At 46.4% G+C, this 20570-nt stretch carries 12 protein-coding genes; 8 read left to right on the forward strand and 4 right to left on the reverse strand.

The window, feature by feature from the left end:
- Position 1 precedes the first annotated feature (1 nt).
- Positions 2-805: an SDR family oxidoreductase gene (locus CB4_RS02105; RefSeq protein ID WP_231956118.1), complete on the forward strand. Its 804-nt coding sequence runs from the start codon at positions 2-4 to the stop codon at positions 803-805.
- Positions 806-1147: 342 nt separating this feature from the next.
- Here the strand turns inward: CB4_RS02105 and CB4_RS02110 are convergent, their stop codons facing one another.
- The 4 genes from CB4_RS02110 to CB4_RS02125 all read right to left on the reverse strand — a co-directional run bounded on the left by CB4_RS02110 (position 1148) and on the right by CB4_RS02125 (position 12740).
- Complete coding sequence (locus tag CB4_RS02110) at positions 1148-2263, reverse strand: response regulator (RefSeq protein ID WP_096463370.1); 1116 nt, start codon at positions 2261-2263, stop codon at positions 1148-1150.
- Between the two features lie 21 nt (positions 2264-2284).
- Positions 2285-5350 (reverse strand): ATP-binding protein, encoded by a 3066-nt coding sequence (locus CB4_RS02115; protein WP_309146613.1) that lies wholly within the window; start codon positions 5348-5350, stop codon positions 2285-2287.
- Positions 5351-5525: 175 nt separating this feature from the next.
- Complete coding sequence (locus tag CB4_RS02120; protein WP_096463372.1) at positions 5526-9308, reverse strand: InlB B-repeat-containing protein; 3783 nt, start codon at positions 9306-9308, stop codon at positions 5526-5528.
- Between the two features lie 264 nt (positions 9309-9572).
- Positions 9573-12740 carry a cadherin-like beta sandwich domain-containing protein gene (locus CB4_RS02125; protein WP_096463373.1) on the reverse strand — a complete coding sequence of 1056 codons (3168 nt, stop codon included), beginning with the start codon at positions 12738-12740 and terminating at the stop codon, positions 9573-9575.
- Between the two features lie 313 nt (positions 12741-13053).
- Here CB4_RS02125 and CB4_RS02130 point away from each other — a divergent pair, with 313 nt between their 5' ends.
- The 7 genes from CB4_RS02130 (at position 13054) to CB4_RS02160 (ending at position 20463) form a co-directional block, all read left to right on the forward strand.
- The gene (locus tag CB4_RS02130; protein WP_096463374.1) at positions 13054-14580 is read left to right on the forward strand and encodes a spore germination protein; all 1527 of its coding nucleotides are present in this window, start codon (positions 13054-13056) and stop codon (positions 14578-14580) included.
- The gene (locus CB4_RS02135; RefSeq protein WP_096463375.1) at positions 14561-15655 is read left to right on the forward strand and encodes a GerAB/ArcD/ProY family transporter; all 1095 of its coding nucleotides are present in this window, start codon (positions 14561-14563) and stop codon (positions 15653-15655) included. The genes CB4_RS02130 and CB4_RS02135 overlap by 20 nt, the downstream gene beginning before the upstream one ends.
- The gene (locus tag CB4_RS02140) at positions 15652-16773 is read left to right on the forward strand and encodes a Ger(x)C family spore germination protein (RefSeq protein ID WP_096463376.1); all 1122 of its coding nucleotides are present in this window, start codon (positions 15652-15654) and stop codon (positions 16771-16773) included. Before CB4_RS02135 ends, CB4_RS02140 begins: the two co-directional genes overlap by 4 nt.
- Before the next feature lie 46 nt (positions 16774-16819).
- Positions 16820-18157, forward strand: coding sequence for a DUF2252 domain-containing protein (locus tag CB4_RS02145; RefSeq protein WP_096463377.1), 1338 nt, complete (start codon positions 16820-16822; stop codon positions 18155-18157).
- A gap of 272 nt (positions 18158-18429) precedes the next feature.
- Complete coding sequence (locus tag CB4_RS02150) at positions 18430-18933, forward strand: RNA polymerase sigma factor SigV (protein ID WP_096463378.1); 504 nt, start codon at positions 18430-18432, stop codon at positions 18931-18933.
- Position 18934: 1 nt separating this feature from the next.
- The gene (locus tag CB4_RS02155) at positions 18935-19813 is read left to right on the forward strand and encodes an anti-sigma-V factor RsiV (protein ID WP_096463379.1); all 879 of its coding nucleotides are present in this window, start codon (positions 18935-18937) and stop codon (positions 19811-19813) included.
- Positions 19814-19896: 83 nt separating this feature from the next.
- On the forward strand, positions 19897-20463 hold the full coding sequence (locus CB4_RS02160; protein WP_096463380.1) for a DUF4309 domain-containing protein: 567 nt from the start codon (positions 19897-19899) through the stop codon (positions 20461-20463).
- Positions 20464-20570 lie beyond the last annotated feature (107 nt).

A 20570-nucleotide genomic window follows, 5' to 3' on the forward strand; every position in this document is an offset into this window, starting at 1 on the left:
TTTGGGAGGATGCGAAATGAATCTGGATGATTTGGAGCTATCTTGGAATGAGAAGGAGAGTCTGATCGGCAAAGTGGCCTTGGTGACAGGCGCTAGCAGTGGCATCGGGGCATCGATCGCCAGGAAACTGGCAAAGCGCGGCGCCCATGTGACGGTCGTGGCACGTCGACGGGATCGATTGGATGAGCTGGTTCAGGAATTGCATAAAGAGGGATTGTACGAGGTTATGGCAGTATCTGCTGATATTCAAAAGGCTGAAGAAGTACAGCATGTGGTCAATAAAACGATTAACCGTTGGGGCCGTCTTGATATTATAGTCGCCAATGCCGGATTCGGGTATCGAAGTCCTTTGGTAGAAGTGGATCTGGAAAGATGGGAGGAGCTGTACAGGACGAATGTACACGGTCTTATGTTGACGCTGCACTACGGGCTTCCGCCGATGCTGGGTCAGGGCAAGGGAGATGTCATCATCATCTCCTCCATTGCCGGCAAGGAAGTGATTGCCGGAGGAGGTCCATACAGCGCTACCAAATACGGTGTTAACGCCATAGCGTCTGCGTTACGTTTGGAGACAATCGATCAGGGGATTCGCGTTACGACGATTCAACCCGGGGCGGTGGCAACGGAATTTTCTCAGGTGGCCGGGTATTCCGAGGATGAAATTCGCGCATTTTCTTCGAAAGTCCTGCCGTTACATCCCGATGACGTTGCAGAGGCGGCGCTCTATGCACTGGAGCAACCTGAGCATGTCAACATTCCAGAACTGACCATTATGCCTTCAAAGCAAACCCAGCGGTTCAAATAATTAACCAAGAAAGTAACGCACTGATGACAAAGCATTGCGGGCTTTCGAGGTAGGATTCGTAGCTGACCATCTTCTAAGAATCTTACCTTCAGCTCGTTCAACGACATTGCGGACCAAAGTTGGTTGCCCAAATGAGTGCCCTTAATTTTTTCGCCGATAGACCCGTTAAGCTGAACCTTACCACAAATGACGCAAATTTTTTGAGACAGGAGATAGAGTGGATATAAATTAATCCTCTCTATCTCCTGTTTTTTATGGTCAAGAAACCTGTATCTTCACAAGTCTTGTTCGTAAGGGACAGGACTCCCTTTTTGGCAAGGGGGGATCATACGTTTCACCAGCTTACCGGCTGAGATGAGACGCAGCCAAAATTTGCACTTCTTGAGGTAGCTCCAGCCCGATTTCTCGACGATACAAGCTTTCAAACCGCGCATAGTGTTTGGCGAGCTTCTCCTGTTCTCCGCTCACTGTGTAGATGCGCAGTAATGCCAAGTTCATCTCCTCATGGAGAGGATACACAGACAGAAACGCTTCGAGCCGTCGTTCCGCTCTCTTCCAGTCCTGCCTTGCAAGATCTTTCTGATGTAGTTTTTGCACGAGCGATGTATATTGATTTCCGTACACTTCTTCCCATTGCGTTTTCCAGGCATAGTCTTTCCCCTCCAGCAACAGACCTGTATACAAGGAGCATAGATGCTCCGCTCGTTCTTCCTCCACCAATTCATCGACGGATGTGAGATCGTGCTGCTGAAACTGGAGCACATCATACTGATGGTTCGATGTTTCCAACAGGTACCCATCACTCGTTTTTAAAATGTCCATGCCGATCTTGTGCTCTTTCAATAGTTTCTTCAAGCGATAGATCGTATTGTGCACATTGTGGGTCGCCCGTTCTTCCTCCATATCAGGCCATAAGAGGTCGATCAACCGCCACTTGCTGATATCCCGTCCAGGATGACAGAGGAAAAAAGCAAACAATTCCTCCGTCTTGCGCGTGGACCAACGCACGAGTGCGCCCTGTGAATTGCGAACTTCAAATCCACCAAAGCACCTGATGGTGATAGGCTGCACACGCTGCTCTCCAGGGGTTGACAGGCGATGCTGTTTGAGCAGACGGTTTGTGACTCGCTCGATCGCAGCGGGCATGACGGGCTTCAAGATATAATCAAGAGCGCACACATCGAACGCATCGAGCGCGTATTGCTTATAGGCGGTTGTAAAAATAATCTGGATGTTCTCCGACATCACATTGATTCGTTGTGCGAGTTCGAGTCCGTTCATCTTGGGCATTTCCACATCGAGAAATACAACATCAGGTCGGAGTTCAGGTAAGCGCTGCAACGCCTCTACCGGATTGGTAAAAGCTCCTGTGATGGTGTAGTTCGGGTTGCGTTCTAGCACATATCTCATCAGATCCAAAATCGGTTTCTCGTCTTCTACGATCACTACTTGAAACAAGTTTCATTCTCCCTTTCTTCTTCAGGTAGGGAGCGGAAGATGCATCGTCACGGTAGTGCCACGCCCCATCTCGGAGGAGATCGTCAGCGTAGCTCCGACGATCGAATCGAGCCGCTTCCGAATATTGGCTATGCCGATCGAGCCAGCTTGTCGCTCACCTGTGGAGATTTGATACAGTTGATCGGCGGGGATGCCGACGCCATCATCTTCGATGACCACTCGAACGGAGTGCTCTTCTTGTTGAATGCTCAGCGTGACCTGGCCGTGCCCGTCTTTTTCAAACAGCCCATGACGGATCGCATTCTCAACAAACGGTTGGATACACAAGGACGGAATGCCCAGGTGCTGCACGCGATCGTCCACATACCAATCAAAGTCGAATCGCTCTCCGAAGCGCGCTTTTTCAATCTCGACGTACACATGGATCAGCTCCAACTCGCGGTACAAGGGGACGACCAACTGCGTGCGATCCATCTCCAAGATGTAGCGCAAATATTGGCTGAGTATCGCCAGCAGATGAGCAGCTTTTTCTCCGTCCGTGTAGCAGAAGGAGATGACGCTACTCAGCGCGTTGTACAGGAAGTGCGGTTTGATCTGCGCTTGGAGAAACGCATGTTCAGTGCGAATCGCTTCCTGAATCGAAGTCTTCATCGCGATCAACGTCTGAATTCGAGCGATCAGCGTCTCCGCGTCAAACGGCTTGGTCACATAATCGTTCGCCCCCGCTCGAAAGCCAAGCGTAATATCTTGCGGTGTATCTTTGACTGTGGCGAATAGAATCGGCAAATCGAGGATCGAATAATGGTCGCGCAGCTTTTGGCACAACTCGATGCCTGACGTCTCTGGCATCATCACATCAAGCAAGACGAGATCCACATTCGGATGTTGCTTTATCTTGTACAGCGCTTCCTTGGCGGAAATCGCCGTCACGACGTTGTAGCGGTATCGTTTAAGAATGTTCAGCAAGGTGTGAATGTTGGACGCTTCATCATCCACGATCAGGATCGTGTGCTCATGTTGATCGAGAATGTCGAGTTGAAGGTCATCGTAGACAACTCGTGATTGGATAAAAGTTGCCGATGTAGCTGTTTCTCGCACAATGGGAGTTGGTTCCTCGTACGGCAGCGTAAATGTCATACGCGTCCCTTGTCCGACTTCCGACCATTCCAAGCGGATCTCTCCGCCCATCTTCTCGACCAATTTTCGAGAGATGTATAACCCCACGCCCATCCCGGTATATCCGTCTTCAGGCAGAGATTGATTGGCCTGCTCAAAATACTCAAAAATCTTCGTGTGCTTCTCGCGGGGAATCCCTTTTCCGGTGTCCTCGACAGACAGATAGACGTGGCCCTCGCTGATACGGGAAGTTACTTTGATCGTGCCGGCCTCAGTATGCTTGATGGCGTTGTGGACGAGATTGTACAGGATCTGCCGCAATCGATTCTCGTCGACTAGCACCCAGACATCGGACCCGACTTGGTTTTCAAGCTGCACTGATTTACCAAAAAGTTCAAATTGCAGCATCTCAATGATGATTTGCACGACTACTTTTACTCCCACGGCTGTCGGATACAAACGCAGATCTCCATGCTTCAAGCGAGTGACATCGATCAGATCGTGAATGAGCATCGACAGTTTCATCGACGTATCTTTGATCAGCCATAGGTTCTGTTTTTGCTTCGTAGATAAATTGCGTTCTTCATCATCCAGCAGATAGGAAGTCATGTTCAAGATCCCGTGTAGCGGCGTTTTGATCTCATGGGATGTGTGTTTTAAAAATTCGTCCTTGAGTTGATTCGTGACAGAGAGTTGATGCGAGAGGATCTCCGTCTTCTCATAGGCCTGGGTGAATCGCTGAGCTAGCAGGATGTTCATGCAGATGATGAAACACATAACGCCAATTTTTCCTGCCACATCGCTTGAAACCATATTTCCCGCATAGAGAATCCCGTCGATTAAAAAGATCATCAACGAAATGAATCCACCGATAAACAACAACAGTTCTTTTCGGTCTGACGAGCCTCGCTCGCTTTGACGATACAGATACATCATCCTGACAAACATATACAAATAGCCGATTTCGTTGTACAGGAAAAAAAGGTCTTTGACTGCGTTGTAGACAGAGTAAGGCAACACGACAATCGCAAAAGTGTAACAAACAATCGGCGCCAATATCACGATCTTCGTTCGAGTTGTGAGCAGGCGAGGAATGATCGAGCTGAAAAACAGGGTCCCTACAACCAAACTTAGAAACTCGCTAAGGTCTAATAGTTTATAGGCGAGATCAAAAGGAATGGTGGGAAATGTTCGCAGCAGGATTTTTTCACCATAGAGCAATTGCATTACCACTAGACAAAGCAGATAGAGCCCGCTGTACAGATACGCTTTCTCTTTCCGACGCAAGCTGTACAAGCTGAGATGATACGTGCCGAACATCCCTAGGATACAGATCGTGGCGAGGTCGGAGCCGAGTTGTATCGCGTTCAACTTGGCGATATCCCAACTGTGTCCGAACTCAATGGAATTGATGATGCCACCTGTGGCGAATTCATAGTTCGCCACTTGAATCACAATCTCGATCTCGCGGGAATCTGTGTGAAAGAAGGCGGTGGCCGGCGTATTGCCAGGCACATGCTCCTCATGTTCCGTTGTAGGGCGCCCGCTCTCCCCGTCTAACTTTCCATTGATATACAACCGATGTGACATGCGGATACTCCGCAGCTTGATTCCGAAAATGTCGTCTGTGTATGAAGGGACGATCACTCGTAAGCGATATGTACCATACCCTTTTTTGGTCATTCCACCCGTTTGATTTTTTCCATTCCATACGCCGGGTACGGGGAAATACGAGACATCAGTACGCGTGCCTTGGTGAAAATCAGCAGGCTCCAGCAGTTTGCCTTCGTAAAATTCCCATTCTCCGTCGAGGGGGACTGTGCTATGAAGTTTCCAGTTTGACAAGTCCAACACGCCTTGTTTCGCATGTGGTGAATCTTGACGAGGTATCGTTGGATAATACGCACCTAGCAGAATCAAAACGGAAAGCGCAAAGAGCACGCAGATTATGATGAATGTGCGAAACTGCACGGAATTCAAAACATCGTCCCCTTTCTCTAAACATCTACTCCTCAATTCTAGCATTTTAATCTCTCAAATCACTCACAAAACTTCCATGCGGTCGTTCGAATGGGGCGGGCAGAAAAAAGAGGCTGCCCTTCCGCAGGGTTTCTGCTAAGGGACAGCCTAAGATGCATGTAACTAATTATTTGGAAGATGTGCTGGTAATCAGTTTAGATTGTTCTAACAAGTGCTCCACGATCACAGTCGTTTCAGCTCTCGTGATGTTGCTTTGCGGCAGCAGTTGACCTTTATCGGAGCCTTGCACCAAATGGTTCTTCACGGTGGCGGCAACCGCTTGTTTTGCCCAATTGCCAATCGTATCGTGATCATGATACTGAGACAGGACAGCGTCAGCATCTGTATTGCTGATCGAGTTATCCAATCCGGTCAGCTTCATCGCCCGTGCGATCATTGCCATCGCTTCTTGGCGCGTGATCGTCTTCGTCGGACGGAACGTGCCGTCCTCGTATCCGCTCAGAATTCCATACTTCTGCGCTTTTGCAACTGCACCGACATACCAATCGTTGGAGTGTACATCGGCGAACGTCGCATTTTTTCCATTGTCAGCAAGTCCGAGTGCTCGCACGAGGATCGCAGCAAACTCAGCACGCGTAATCGCCGCATCCGGATTGAAATGGTTCTCATCGACGCCGCGAATGACCATTCGAGACGCCATGTTGTTCACCGCTCCTTGCGCCCAGTGCCCTTGGACATCGGCAAATGCCGTCTGGTGGGAGATCAAGGCGTACGTGCTGTTCGTCAAGCTGTTTACCACCGCGTAATTTTTCCCGTCGTGAACAGTTACGTACGTTGGAACAGGATGGATGGTACCATCGTCGTTCAGGACGACAGCAGTGGTGACTTTGCTCGGATCGACTTCGGTCGGGAGCGGGATTTCTCTTTGCACATACGAGTTGAACTTGTCCACTTGCACCGTTTTGTCCTGATAGGAGGCGGTGACAGTGAAGTCGACAGGCGGCACAACGACCGAATATTGTCCTTGGTTTGCCGATTGGTTCAAGAGTGCGACTTTCGTGGAGTCACTTTTTGCAATGTTGATTTGTACGTGAAGATCGGAGAGCGATGGTTGCGATCCGATCTGTGTTTGTAGACGGTCGATCGACAGTTCGGACGCGGGTAACTTATAGTTCCCGGTGGGTGTTTGAATGTCCAACACCGCCTGTTTGTTCGCCATCGCTTTCACAGCGTCCCCCGCGAGGACGATGGATACTACGTCTGAGTTTTGAGACAGCGGGAGGACGATCGTGGGGGTGGTTGCCTCTTTCGCGAGTTGAGCGTTTAATTGGGCGGTATCCACCGTGACGGTCAATACATTGCGTCCGTTCTGCGTCGTATTGGTGCTCGTGACCATCTGAACTTGCTGACCGTTGTTCAGTGTACCCACGTTTGAAGGTGGTACAATTCCACTACCTCCCGAGTTATTGATCACGCTGGACGTCCACTTGGCGAACAGCGTTACATTGGCCGCGCCCATGTTGAAGGTGGAAGCGGGCGAATAGTCGGTGCCTTTCCCATCCGCTTGTGTGTTCCAACCTGAGAACGTGTACCCGGACTTGAGCAAGCTTCCAGTATTGTTGAGAACGGTGACCTTCATACCTTTCTCATACTTGTTGTTGTCAGAAGGTACGCCTCCCCGAGAGTTGCCGTTTCCGTTATAGGTAACAGTGAATGTCGGATTCGCGGTCCATTTGGCGTACAGAGTCACATTGGCAGAGCCCAGCGTGAGCTTGGAAGCAGCCGCATAATCGGTGCCTTTTCCGTCCGCTTGTGTGTTCCAACCTGCGAAGGTGTAACCCGTCTTGGTCAGTTTTCCAGTGTTGTCGAGGACGGTGGCTTGCCCCCCTTGCTGATACTCGTTGCTGTCAGAAGGCACGCTTCCCCCATCACTTCTGTTTCCGTCATAGGTGACGGCGAACGTCGGATTCGCGGTCCATTTGGCGTATAGAGTTACATTGGCCGTGTCCATCGTGAGCATAGAAGCAGCCGCATAATCAGTGCCTTTTCCATCCGCTTGTGTGTTCCAACCTGCGAAGGTGTAACCCGTCTTGGTCAGTTTTCCAGTGTTGTCGAGGACGGTGGCTTGCCCCCCTTGTTGATACTTGTTGCTGTCAGAAGGCACGCTTCCCCCGTCGCTTCCGTTGCCGTCATAGGTGACCGTGTAAGTCTGTTCTGCAATGGGTGAAGATTGGAGAATTATTCCCGCTTGTCCAACGGCCAGATAGGTGTTGTTGCCATAGCTCACACTATAGAGGTCGTTCGTGGTGCCGGAGCCTCGGGACCTCCAAGTCGTACCGTCATTGGAGGTCAAGATTGTACCACCACGCCCTACCACCACGAAGTTTTTGTTGTTGTAGGCCACCGCAAACAGGTCCATCCCCGTGCCGGAGGTTTTGCTTGCCCAAGTCACACCGTCACTTGAGGTCAAAATGGTCCCGTTAGTTCCCACCGCCACGAAGGTGTTGTTCTCATAGAGCACACCAATCAGGTCGGATGTTACACCGGATGTTTGACTCGTCCAGGTCACACCATCAGATGATGTCAAGATCGTCCCCTGATCTCCGACTGCGACGAAGGTATTGTTACCGTAGCCGACAGAGCTGAGATAATTCGTGGTGCTAGAGTGTTGGGGGGTCCAAGTCGCACCATCAGATGATGTCAAGATCGTTCCCTGATCTCCGACTGCGACGAAGGTATTGTTACCGTAGCGGACAGAGCTGAGATAATTCGTGGTGCCAGAGTGTTGGGGGGTCCAAGTCGCACCATCAGATGATGTCAAGATCGTCCCCTGATCTCCGACCACGACAAAGGTATTGTTACCGTAGCCGACACCAGAGAGGCTATTCGTGTTGCCAGAGTTTTGCAATGTCCAAGTGGAACCGTCTTTTGAGGTCAAGATCGTTCCATCAGATGTGACCGACACAAAGGTGTTGTTGCCATAGTTGACTGAATCGAGTTCTTCTGTCGTGCCTTTGCTTTGGTTTGTCCAGTTCACACCGTCTTTTGAAGTCAAAATGGTTCCTGTTCCCACGACTACATACGTGTTGTTGGCGTAAATAGCATCCTGAAGGTAATTCCAGGTACCAATGTTTTGGAGACTCCAGGTCGAACCATCGCTTGAGGTCGAGATAACTCCAGCTCCCACCACAACGTAGAGGTTAGACAAGTGGCGGATTCCAAACAGAAAATTTCTAGTGCCGAAGTCGGGGCTCTGTTTTGTCCAAATTTCACCATCGCTTGAGGTCTGTAAGGTGCAATTAACCCCCATTACCCAAAATGTGTTGTTGTCAAAGCTGATACCCGAGTAGCCATCCACGATAGCAGGTTTTTGGAGAATCCAAGCCGTAGCATCGCTTGAGGTAAGGATTGTGCCTTCATACCCTACAACCACGAATGTATTGTTGCCATAGCTAATATCAGAGAGACCTTTCGTAGTGACAGAGCTTCGGCTTGTCCAAGTCACCCCATCGGTGGAGGTCAAGATTGTTCCTTGATCTCCGACGGCGACAAATGTGTTGTGGTAGTAGCCGATCCGATTGAGGGCATTCGTAGTGCCAGAGCTTTGAAGGGCCCAAGTGATTCCATCGGTGGAGGTCAAGATCGTTCCTTGAGATCCGACAGCGACAAACGTGTTGTTGCCATAGGTGACAGAATGGAGATCTTCCTCAGTGACAGAGCTTCGTTTGGCCCAAGTCGAACTGTCGCTTGAGGTCAAGATCGTTCCCCAATCTCCGACGACAACAAATGTGTTGTTGCCATAGCTAACACCAGCAAGTCTATTGCCGGTAGGGAGCGGATTGCGGTTATTCCACGTATCGAGTTCATCTGCAAAAACAGAAGCTGGAGTTACGCTTACGAACATCACTAAAAATGCGAGCAATATCGCAAAGCATCGTTTGAACAACATGATCATCCTCCTTTTTTGAAAAAAATTACTTCCATCATCGTGTTTCACTTTTGGATTTTTATCTTGTTAGGATCAATTGAATCTCTCGTATGCGCTTCCCTCCCCATGCTCTATGTCTCGTAAAGCATTTTACCAGTACAGTCTCACAAAATTCTCACAAGACTTTCATTCTTGTTGATCGCCCCCAAAAAAAGACCGCCCCTCCGCAGTCTTTCAGCGAAGGGGCAGTCTTCTATGCACATAGCGATACAATTGGAAGATGAGTTACAAGGAGATGGAGGCAGCCAGAATGTCGCCATACGCCCAAAAATCAGTCGGTACATCCGACCATTTTGGCGTGGAGGCAACGGATTGAGATGAGCGCCCCATCAACTTGTTGAAGATCACAGCAGCTTCCGCACGTGTCAGGGATTGCTCCGGTCGGAACGTCCCATCCCCATAACCGCTCACAAGCCCGGCGTTTGCCATTTTTAAAATGGAGTCTTTCGCCCAACTTCCATCTACATCTGTAAAGGGAGTTCCTTGGGCGGATGGTAATGGAAGGAGTCTCGCGATCACCGCTGCCAATTCGGCTCGGGTCACCGGTTGCTCAGGATAGAAGTTTCCATCCGGGGAACCGACCATGATCTTCAGGTCTGACATTTCAGCGATGGCATGCAGAGCCCAATACGAAGAGTTGATGTCATGATACGGAGTGGATGTGCCAGCATCTCCGCGGTAGGTGAGAATTCGCGAAAGAATCGCCGCCAGTTCCGCTCGAGTTATGCGATTGTCTGGACGGAACGTTCCATCTGGATAACCGGAAAGATACGGTTTGTTGCCAGCAGCGGCGAACGTTTCGGACTGCATTGTAAAGTCCATGCGCACGACCGTTTGCCCTACATGGATGATCCCGTTTCGAATGTAACTGGTGTCGCCTTGCTTGACATCCCGCATATCATGGCGGCTGTCGTACGTTTTATAGCCGTCTTTTTCCGCGATGATGTAATAATCGCCCTCCGGGAATACCATCCAGCCGTATTTCCCGCCATCGACAGTCAACTGCGAGTTGCGATTCTGATTGGGTGCCATATCGGGCAGACTTGGTAAAACGACCTGAGTGCCAGGCGTTCTTCCCTTGCTGCGGTTCAAGTCTGTATCAGCCCAATACAAGGTGAGTTTGATTCCATCGATCGGTTGGTGGGTGATCGAGTCACGAACCACCCCGAACGGGTCGATTAGATCGGTTTGAACGCTTGCTGAACCAGATGCATTCACGGTGAGTGTCGCAGTTCGTCCCGCCAATTTTTCACCCGTTGGGGCGGTGACGTAGAGCACCATCTTGTAGGTCCCAGGCTGGACATTCCCGAGGGTGAATTTCCTATTTCCATCAATCTGAATGTCTGGAGAGATCAATTTCCCATCAGTGCTGTAAATATCTGCACTCAACTTCACATTGGGTCCGATCCGTTGGGTCAGGCTGTGATCTGTCCCGGTGCCTGTGGATCCCCCCAAGACTTGGATCGTGCCGGAAGGATTCTGCGAATAGGATGGACCTGATGAACCTGATGAACCTGATGAACCTGATGAACCTGATGAACCTGATGGACCTGATGGAGCGATGACTGGATTGCTACGGGTCACCGAGAGGGTGTACGTCGTCGTCGACGTACCGTCTTGTGCCGTTACCTTCACGGTGATCGTGTTGCTTCCCGTATTCAATGGCACGGAAACCCCGCTGGTCGCTGCTGTACCATTGACGGTCACCGAGGCGTTCGAGTCTGCGGTGGTGGGCGTCACGTTTACACTCGTCACAGAGTGATCAACGGTCGCCGAATAACTGGTGGTTCCAGCAGAGAACGGAGCATTCAGAGTTCCTTGGCTCAGCGTCAAGTTGGTCAGATCGGCATTGTTCGACAGCGGGGCTGCCGCACGCGTCACTGTGAGGGTGTACGTCTTCGTCGACGTACCGTCTTGTGCCGTTACCTTCACGGTGATCGTGTTGCTTCCCGTATTCAATGGCACGGAAACCCCGCTGGTCGCTGCTGTACCATTGACGGTCACCGAGGCGTTCGAGTCTGCGGTGGTGGGCGTCACGTTTACACTCGTCACAGAGTGATCAACGGTCGCCGAATAACTGGTGGTTCCAGCAGAGAACGGAGCATTCAGAGTTCCTTGGCTCAGCGTCAAGTTGGTCAGATCGGCATTGTTCGACAGCGGGGCTGCCGCACGCGTCACTGTGAGGGTGTACGTCTTCGTCGACGTACCGTCTTGTGCCGTTACCTTCACGGTGATCGTGTTGCTTTCCGTATTCAATGGCACGGAAACCCCGCTGGTCGCTGCTGTACCATTGACGGTCACCGAGGCGTTCGAGTCTGCGGTGGTGGGCGTCACGTTTACACTCGTCACAGAGTGATCAACGGTCGCTAAATAACTGGTGGTCCCAGCAGAGAACGGAGTATTCAGAGTTCCTTGGCTCAGCGTCAAGTTGCTGAGGTTTGCATCCGAGTTTGAGGCGGCTGGAGTAGAGGCGACCGTACCCGCGTTGCCCACCGCAACGAATGTACCTCCACCATACGCAACACCAGATAAGGCATTCGTCGTCGTTGGCGTTTCATTATTCCAACTGATCCCATCCCTTGAGGAGATGATATCGCCTGCGTTTCCGTCTACAGCAACAAACTTGCCACCGCCATACGCAACACTCAAGAGAAACGAACTTTCATTCGAAGATGCTTGAGGTTTCCAAGACATCCCATCTGTTGAGGTTAGGATTGTTCCAGCACCCCCAACTGCCACATACAGGTCGTTGCCGTAAGCAACCGAGTAAAGACTTTGGCTCGTTGAAGTTGTTCTGGATGTCCATGTAGTTCCATCTGGCGAAGTGAAGATATTTCCTGAGTCACCTGTAACGACAAACTGACTTCCGCCATACACGACAGCGTTTAGATTTGTACTTCCTAGGCTTACTAGATTCCAAGTAGTCCCGTCCGATGACGTGAGGACTGTTCCATCATTACCCACTGCCACAATCGTACTGCCGTTGGTCGCCACAGAATACAAAGTACTCGTGGTATTTGAAGGATGTGGAGTCCACGTGTTCATGTCCTCGGAGGTATAAATTTGACCCTGATCTCCTACGACTATCCACTTGCTCCCGGTGTACACGGCACTCCTACCTACGAAATCAGGAAGGGGTTGAAACTGCCAAGTCTGGGCACCATCAGAAGAAGAAATCAAGTTGTTGGCCAAGTCAAATGCCAACCAATTCCCTCCACCATATGAAACCCCGTTGATATCATTCTGACCTTCCAAGGTTTGTACTGTCCAAGTACTCGCTGCGAAAACGAGATTGTCAGGTCCAAACCATCCCACAGAAGCAAAGATCATCATAAAAACAAGTAACGCATTGAAAACATTCTTGAACTTACGGCGCAATCGATGTAAGCGCACGCGGATCCTCCTTCCACTTTGAAGTGTTTATTGGCAATGACGATTACATTCTACCAAATCCGTCTCACAAAATTCTCACAAAGTTCTTGCAAGACTTTCATTCCTGTTGATAGCCAAAAAGACTGCCCTTGGGTGGGCAAGCTCGTCTTTATTACTTAGAGCGATACGGTGAACCTTACCACAAGTAACATTGAAATACCCTCTTTTAGTTGTGGAGAATAGGGAGCTATATAGGTGCATTTCCTTTTATAGGAATACCGCTCATTTTAATGGTTAAATTAATAAAAATTGAATTGAACCTAGGTGAAGTAAAATGATGGATTTTTTAAAAAAATTGATTTCGAACAACCGTACAGAGAAAAGACCTGACATAAAAATAAACGTATCTCCTTCCTTGCAAAAAAATAAGGAGTACATTCAAAACCAGATGTTTCATTCAAGTGATCTGAAGTGGCGGAGCATTAGGTTTAATCAAGTAGAAGGGCTCATCGTTTTTTTTGAATCCCTGTCTGATCAACAGAGAATTCAAAAAGAGATCATTCGGCCTTTAGAAGAAAATAAAGAAGGAACCGTGGATGAAATTATTACTTCTGTGGAGATTGCGAGGAAATCGGATCTTAGCCAGTTGCCCCAAACCTTAGTGCAAGGAAATTGCGTGTTGTTATTTGAAGGTACAGCAGAAGCTTTTATTGTCGGCGTGGTGGCAGATTATAAACGGGGTATCTTAGAGCCAGTGAACGAAGGAGTCATTCGCGGCGCTCATGATGGTTTTATAGAGAACCTCATCACGAATCTGTATCTGGTCCGAAAGCGTATTGAAAATCCGGACCTGGTCGTTCGTTATTACCAGGTCGGAAAGGCAACTAAAACAAAATTGGCTCTTCTCTATATGCAGGATCTGGCGAATCCGGAGCTGGTCAAAGAAGTGGATCACAGACTTGGTTCCATTGTGATGGACACTACGATCTCACCCGGATTCATTGCTGAATTGATTGAGGATAACCCATTTTCTCTATTTCCGCAAATCTTATTTACGGAAAGGCCGGATCGGGCAGTAGCTCATCTCATGGAAGGACGTGTCGTTATTTTATCTGATGGAGATCCATCTGCGCTGATTTTGCCGGTGACTTTCTTTGCCTTTTTTCAAAGCCCGGATGATTATCACAGCAGGTGGATTGTCGGATCGCTCGTTCGATTTATTCGTTTGATGAGCTTTATCGTTGCATCTCTAGTACCTGCTTTATATATTGCCGTTATTGGTTTCCATCCCGAAATTCTTCCTTCAAATTTGATTTATACCGTAAAAAGTAGCATAGATAGGGTTCCATTTCCACCCATTGTAGAAGCTTTTCTTATGCAGATTGCCTTAGAGGTGCTACGTGAAGCAGGAGTTCGGTTGCCAAGCCGAGTAGGTCAAACCATCGGCTTTGTTGGCGGCTTGGTCATCGGTGAATCAGTCGTGCGAGCTGGATTGATTTCATATCCCATGGTTATCGTTGTCGCTTTAACCGCTATTTCGTCATTTGTAGCCCCGTCTAATGAGATAAGTACGACCACTCGCATTCTAGGCTTCCCGCTCATGATCCTGGCTTCAATGTTCGGTCTGTTCGGGATCATGTATGGTCTTCTTTTTATCTTAATTCACTTATGTAAATTAGAGAGCTTTGGTACAGCCTATTTTGCGCCTGTTATGCCTCTTCGAATCAAAGATTTGAAGGATACATTTATACGCTTTCCAATCTGGAGCTTGAATCAGCGTCCCCATGACCCTCATGCAAAAAGGTTAAATCAAGAAAGATATTCAAGGGGGTGGGAACAGGATGAACCCGGAAAAGAGTAAAATTACTCAGGGACAGCTTATGTTTTTTGTTATACAGTCTCAAGTGGGTGTTGGAATTTTATCCCTTCCACATAAATTACAAGATACCGCCAAGGGAGGAGCGTGGATCTCTAGCTTAATCGCCGGCTTGGCTGTACAAGTGATTATTTTGATTCTTTGGGCTCTGTGCAGACGATTTCCTTCCGATACGATATACAGTTTCTTGCCAAAAATCGCCGGAAATCTTTTGGGAAATCTGCTTGGTTTTGCTTATATCGGCTATTTTCTTTTTTCTGCTGGAACAGTTTTAGCCTTATTTGCCGATGTCGTGGGAAAGTGGGTGCTGCAAGCAACACCAAGATGGGCATTATTAATTCTCACCCTTCTTACCTGTATATATTTAGTGAAAGAACGCCTTCGAGTGATTGCTAGAATGTTTGTCATATCTTCGTTAACGATCATTGTGATGGTATTATTTTCCTTGATCGGTTATACTCATGCGAATATTACATACATATTTCCTATAATGGAAGCCGGATGGTGGGGGATCATCAAAGCCGCAAATGATGCATTGTTTCCTTTAGTCGGTTACGAAGTTCTATTGGTGATTTATCCTTTTGTTGAAGGGAAAAGCTACGGGAAATTAAAGGCGGCATCTTTAGGAAATATGTTGATTACACTTTTTTACACATTTGAGGTGTTTACCAGTTTAATCATTTTCAGTCCGGGGGTTATGCCTGCCATCTCGGAACCGCTCCTCTATATGCTGAAAGGTTTTTCTTTCCAGATTATTCAGCGGATCGATTTAATCTTTTTATCTTTATGGATTTTTATTGTTAGCAATGCTATTGCCTCTTGGTTATATATGGCGACAGTAGGTTTAGGTCGCTTCTTTCACCGGGGTAAACATAAAAAAGCAGTTCCCTATGCCGCTTGCATTGTCTTTATTCTGGCTATGATTGCTCAAGATCCATCGATCACTGACCTGTACGATCGAATGATTAGGATTTTTCATTATACGTTCGTGGTTGGGCTTCCTTTGATCCTGCTCATCTTCTCGTATCTTTCTAGAAAAAGGAGGGCGGAAGCCAGATGAAAAGGATCTGCTTTTCAAGCGCTCTTATTTTTGTTTTCCTATTGATGACCGGGTGTTGGGATCAAGATCTTTTAAAGGATGCTCGTTTGCTTTATGGAGGAGGGTTTGACCTCGCGCCGAATGGGAAGCTTCTAGCTACCTTTGTCATACGGGACATGCCCACTAGCGAACAACAGAGCCCTAAAAACGAGGTGATATACGCGGTTGGCAATACGCCAAGGGAAGGCCGTGAAAAAGCGGATGAGCAGATATCCCGGAAGCTTCGTGCTTACAGAAATCGGATCATTCTCATTGGAGAAGAGCTGGCAAAACAAGATATTCATCAGCTCCTCGATATTTTTTACCGCGATCCAAAGAGCGCTTTAAATGCGAGGATTGGAGTGGCGCAAGGAAAGGCGGCAGACATACTTTCTCTTAAAAAAGTAGGGAATGTCTTAATTGCAGAAGAAATTGATGAATTAATCAAGAGCAAAGAAGAGACTACAACAGTTCCTAAGGTGACCATTGAAACGATTTACCCTGTGATGATGGACCCCGGAGAGGATTTTGTTCTTCCGTACATTAGGAAAAAAGGGAAACGAGTGAACGTTTCGAGTGTTGCCATGTTTCATAAGTATCAATTTACAGGGACACTGAGCTCTGATGAATCTACCATGTATTTACTTTTGAAAGGTAACAAGGAGAAAGTCGCAGGTTTCACCCAAAAAATAAGTAGCGGAAAGGGTCAAAAAAATGTCTATAATTTTTTGACTTTTAATGTAGAAAAATCAAAGCCAAAGATGAAAGTGCTGATTCAACCGAACGATCAAATTATGATTAGGCTGGATCTGAAATTGAAAGTGAGTGTCATTGAATATCCTAAGGAGCTTTTACGTGATAAAAAAACAGTTGCTCGATTAAACCAGCTTTTATCCAAAGAGATGACTGATTTGGCAAATAAAACGCTTAAAGAAATGCAAAAAGCTCGCTGTGACGGATTAGGTATCGGCAGACAACTTATGGCATTCCATCCTGAAATTTGGAAGAAACAGAAGGGAGACTGGGGGAGCAACTATCAAAAAGTACATTTTGTTCCTATGGTTCAAGTAGAAATTACAAAGAAAGGGATTTTAGACTAACGTAGTGATTGATAGAATATTGGTGAAAATGAATGGGGGGTATAGAATGGTTACTCATTTGCTTGAACAGGTAAAAAAAACAAGAAAAACCTTACGCCAGCAGATCATCGCAGCCGTGTTAAATCAGTTTGATGAGCAGAGTATGAAGTTAGATCGAAGTATGAGACAAGAGAAATATCGCAAAATGATGGGAAATCCTTTTCGCTTCTATAGAGGGAGTGCCTATTTATTTTATTATGATGTAACGAATGTTCCATTTTCTTTTCATACACCCGAGGATAAACCGACATGGATTCAAGGGGATTTGCATTTCGAGAACTTCGGTGCCTTTCAGAATGAGCAAGGGCATATCGTGTATGATGTGAATGATTTTGACGAAGGATACATGGGGTCTTATTTATACGACATTTTGCGTATGACAACAAGCATTGCGCTGTTTTGTGAAGGACAGGGGCTCGGTGAGGATGAGCAGACAGAAAATATTGCAGCGTATGTAGCTGCTTATTACAAACAGCTACTACGATTTGAACGGAAAAAAGAAGACCCTGTTACGTTATTTTTCACGAAAGATAATACAGAAGGGCCGATACGCAAAGTATTGAAGAAGCTAGAAAAGCGACAGGCGAGCGAATGGCTTGAAGGAATTACGTCTGTTGGGGAAGACAGCCGCCGTTGTTTCGTGTTGACAGATGAAATCCAACCTGTGAGCAATGAAGAACGTGCCGTGCTCGAACAAGTATGGACGGAGTATATGGAGAGTCTAGATGTGGAAGATCGGCGTGCCCATGAGTTCTACCGGATTAAAGATATCGCACACAAGCATGGTTCGGGAACGGCTTCCATTGGCCTTGCGCGATATTATGTGCTTATAGAGGGAGATGGACAAGGGGAACTGGATGATCTTGTATTGGAAGTAAAAGAGGTGCGTACACCCATTCCGGCGTATTTCTTGCCGTATAATGAGGGATTTTGGCAGCGTCATTCCCATCAAGGGGAAAGGGTTATTACTACACAGAAAGCCATGCATCATCATGAGGACCCGTATCTTGGATTTATTACTATAGGGGATCGACATTTTTATGTACGGGAACGTTCACCATTCAAGAAGCGGGTGAAAGCGAAGCATTTGACGGATGTGAAAGAAATCAATTCGACAGTCGAGATTATGGGACGGATCACGGCAAAGATTCATGCACGTGCGGATACAGACGTGCAGCGAGATCTCCTTTCTTATCATAGTGAAGAAGAGATTCTACGTGCGATTGGTGGGGATTTTGAAGCGTTTTGTGCACAGATAATATTTTGGTCAATGATGTATAAGCAGCAAGTGAAGGAAGACTATGTGTTGTTTTGTGATTGGTGCAGGGAAGAATTTGATATATAAGTAGAGTAAAAAGGGATGCGATAAAAAAGGGACAACCTACCTAGATGGTTGTCCCTTTTTTATACCCTTCCTGGTCTCTTGTTCATTGTACGATCGGGTTTTTCTCAACCTATGTCAGCATCCTGCTTGATTGGGCTATTCGGAATGACCAACGAAACGGTTTTCCCTTCATTTACTCCCAGTAATCGAAAATCAAACTTTTTAAAATGCTCATACGTCTTTTATTTGTAAGGCAAGTGATTGATACGCGCGTATCAAAGGAGAGTATTCAAATGAATAGGAAGTTAGAAAAATTACTTATACGTTTAATTACGGAAAATAAAGAGAATGTGTATCGGTTAGCGTTCAGCTATGTAAAGAATGCAGAAGATGCACTGGATATTGTTCAGGATTCTATACATAAGGCTTTGTCATCATCAGAAACCTTAAAATCCGAAGGTTCGATGAAAGGCTGGTTTTATAGGATTGTGGTGAATACATCGCTCGATTTCCTGAGAAAACAAGGGAAAATTCAACTTATGGATGATAAAACGTTGGAATTTCATAGCCCCATAAGTGAAGACGCTTATCATGATATTGATTTGGAGAAGGCTCTGGATGAATTACCTCATGCCTTTCGGACTGTGGTTATACTTAGATACTTTGAAGATTTAAAAATTGAAGAAATTGCGGAAGTGCTGGACGAAAATATCAGCACCGTAAAAACACGATTGTATACAGCACTTCGTAAACTGCGAATTAAAATGGGCAATGAACTTCTGGAGGAGGCAAAGTAAAATGAGCGAACAGCTGGAACAATTGAAACGGAAATATGAGAATATACCGATCCCGGATGAATTGGATTTCGTCGTGAAGAAAGCCCTCAAGCAAAAAAAGAAAAGATATGTGAAGACGAAGAGTCTTGTTGGGATCGGTGCAGCGGCTATTGTATTGATCGCAGGGATCAATACTAGCCCTACCTTTGCAAAAGTCTTATCAGAAGTGCCCTTGGTTGACTCGCTTGTCAAGGTAGTAACTTTCAAAGAATTTAAAGTAGATGATGGAGATGCTCAAGCCAATTTTAAAGTACCTGCCATTACGAACATGGGAAATAAAGACTTAGAAGCTACTTTAAACAACAAATATCTGGAAGAAAATAAAAAGATGTACAATGATTTCATGGCCGAAATGAAGGAAGTAAACGAAAATGGCGGAGGTCATGTAGGTGTGGATAGCGGTTATGTGGTCAAAACCAACAATGATCGGATCCTTGCTGTGGGCAGGTATGTTGTAAATACGGTTGGTTCTTCGTCGACAACGTTTAAATACGATACGGTAGACAAGAAAAATCAACTTTTGATTACCTTGCCAAGTTTATTTAAAGATGACAGCTACATAAGTCGGATCAGTGAAAATATTAAGGAACAGATGAGACAGCAGATGAAGAAAGATCCCGATAAGTTTTATTGGGTAGAAGGTACAGGGAGTAAGGACCCTATGATAGACTACTTTAAAACGATTTCTAAAGATCAAGCCTTTTATATTAACAATGAAGGAAAGCTTGTTATCTCCTTTGATAAATATGAAGTCGCTCCAGGATATATGGGCGTGTTGGAGTTTATCATACCGACCAACACAATTGCTGATTTATTAGTTAGTAAAGAATATATAAAATAGGCTATTAGATCTGCCATCTGTGGAAGCTTTTCAAACAGCCAGATGAAATATATAACACAAGCAACAAGAAGGGATGACTAGAAATGATGAACGTAAAAAAAGTTGTATTAGGAGTATTTACTACTGCATTACTGTTAACATCCAGCTCACTTACACCAGTTTTAGCTGATTCTACAAAACATGTTCCGCAAACACAAAAGCAAACGATAGACATGCAAACAACAAAAGCGATTCAAAATGTCATGCAGCTTGCTAAACAAGGGAAATTACCAAACGTACCATTCCAAATCGGAACCCCAAAATCTACGATAATTAAACAGTGGGGTATGCCTAAATATGGAGCAGAAGGGGCTAAAAGTAATAAGTATAGCTTTTTAGACTATACGAATAAAAAACATACAAGTTTTGAAGCAACCGACAAATTACTTCGTATTGATTTACAAGATCCAACTTTAAACAAGAGAGTGACCCTGTCTAAACTGGAACAAGTAGTAGGAAAACCTGTTGCTGTAGATGGCTCAGCCAACACAAAGTATCTTACTTACAAAGCTGGTGGCTATACGATTAAGTTTGTCTTTGATATCATAAAAAAAGGAGAAGATCCGAAATTAATGACGGTAATCTTAACGAAAGCTAACTATTGGAAATAGAGAAAAATCAACCGACTCTTTTTACGTTAAGGAGTCGGTTGATTTTTTATATATGAAATTAATTCACGGAAAAAGAAAAAATTTACACAAATTTTATTTGAAGTGGA

The sequence above is a fragment of the Aneurinibacillus soli genome (genome assembly GCF_002355375.1).
GTDB classification, from domain to species: Bacteria; Bacillota; Bacilli; order Aneurinibacillales; family Aneurinibacillaceae; genus Aneurinibacillus; species Aneurinibacillus soli.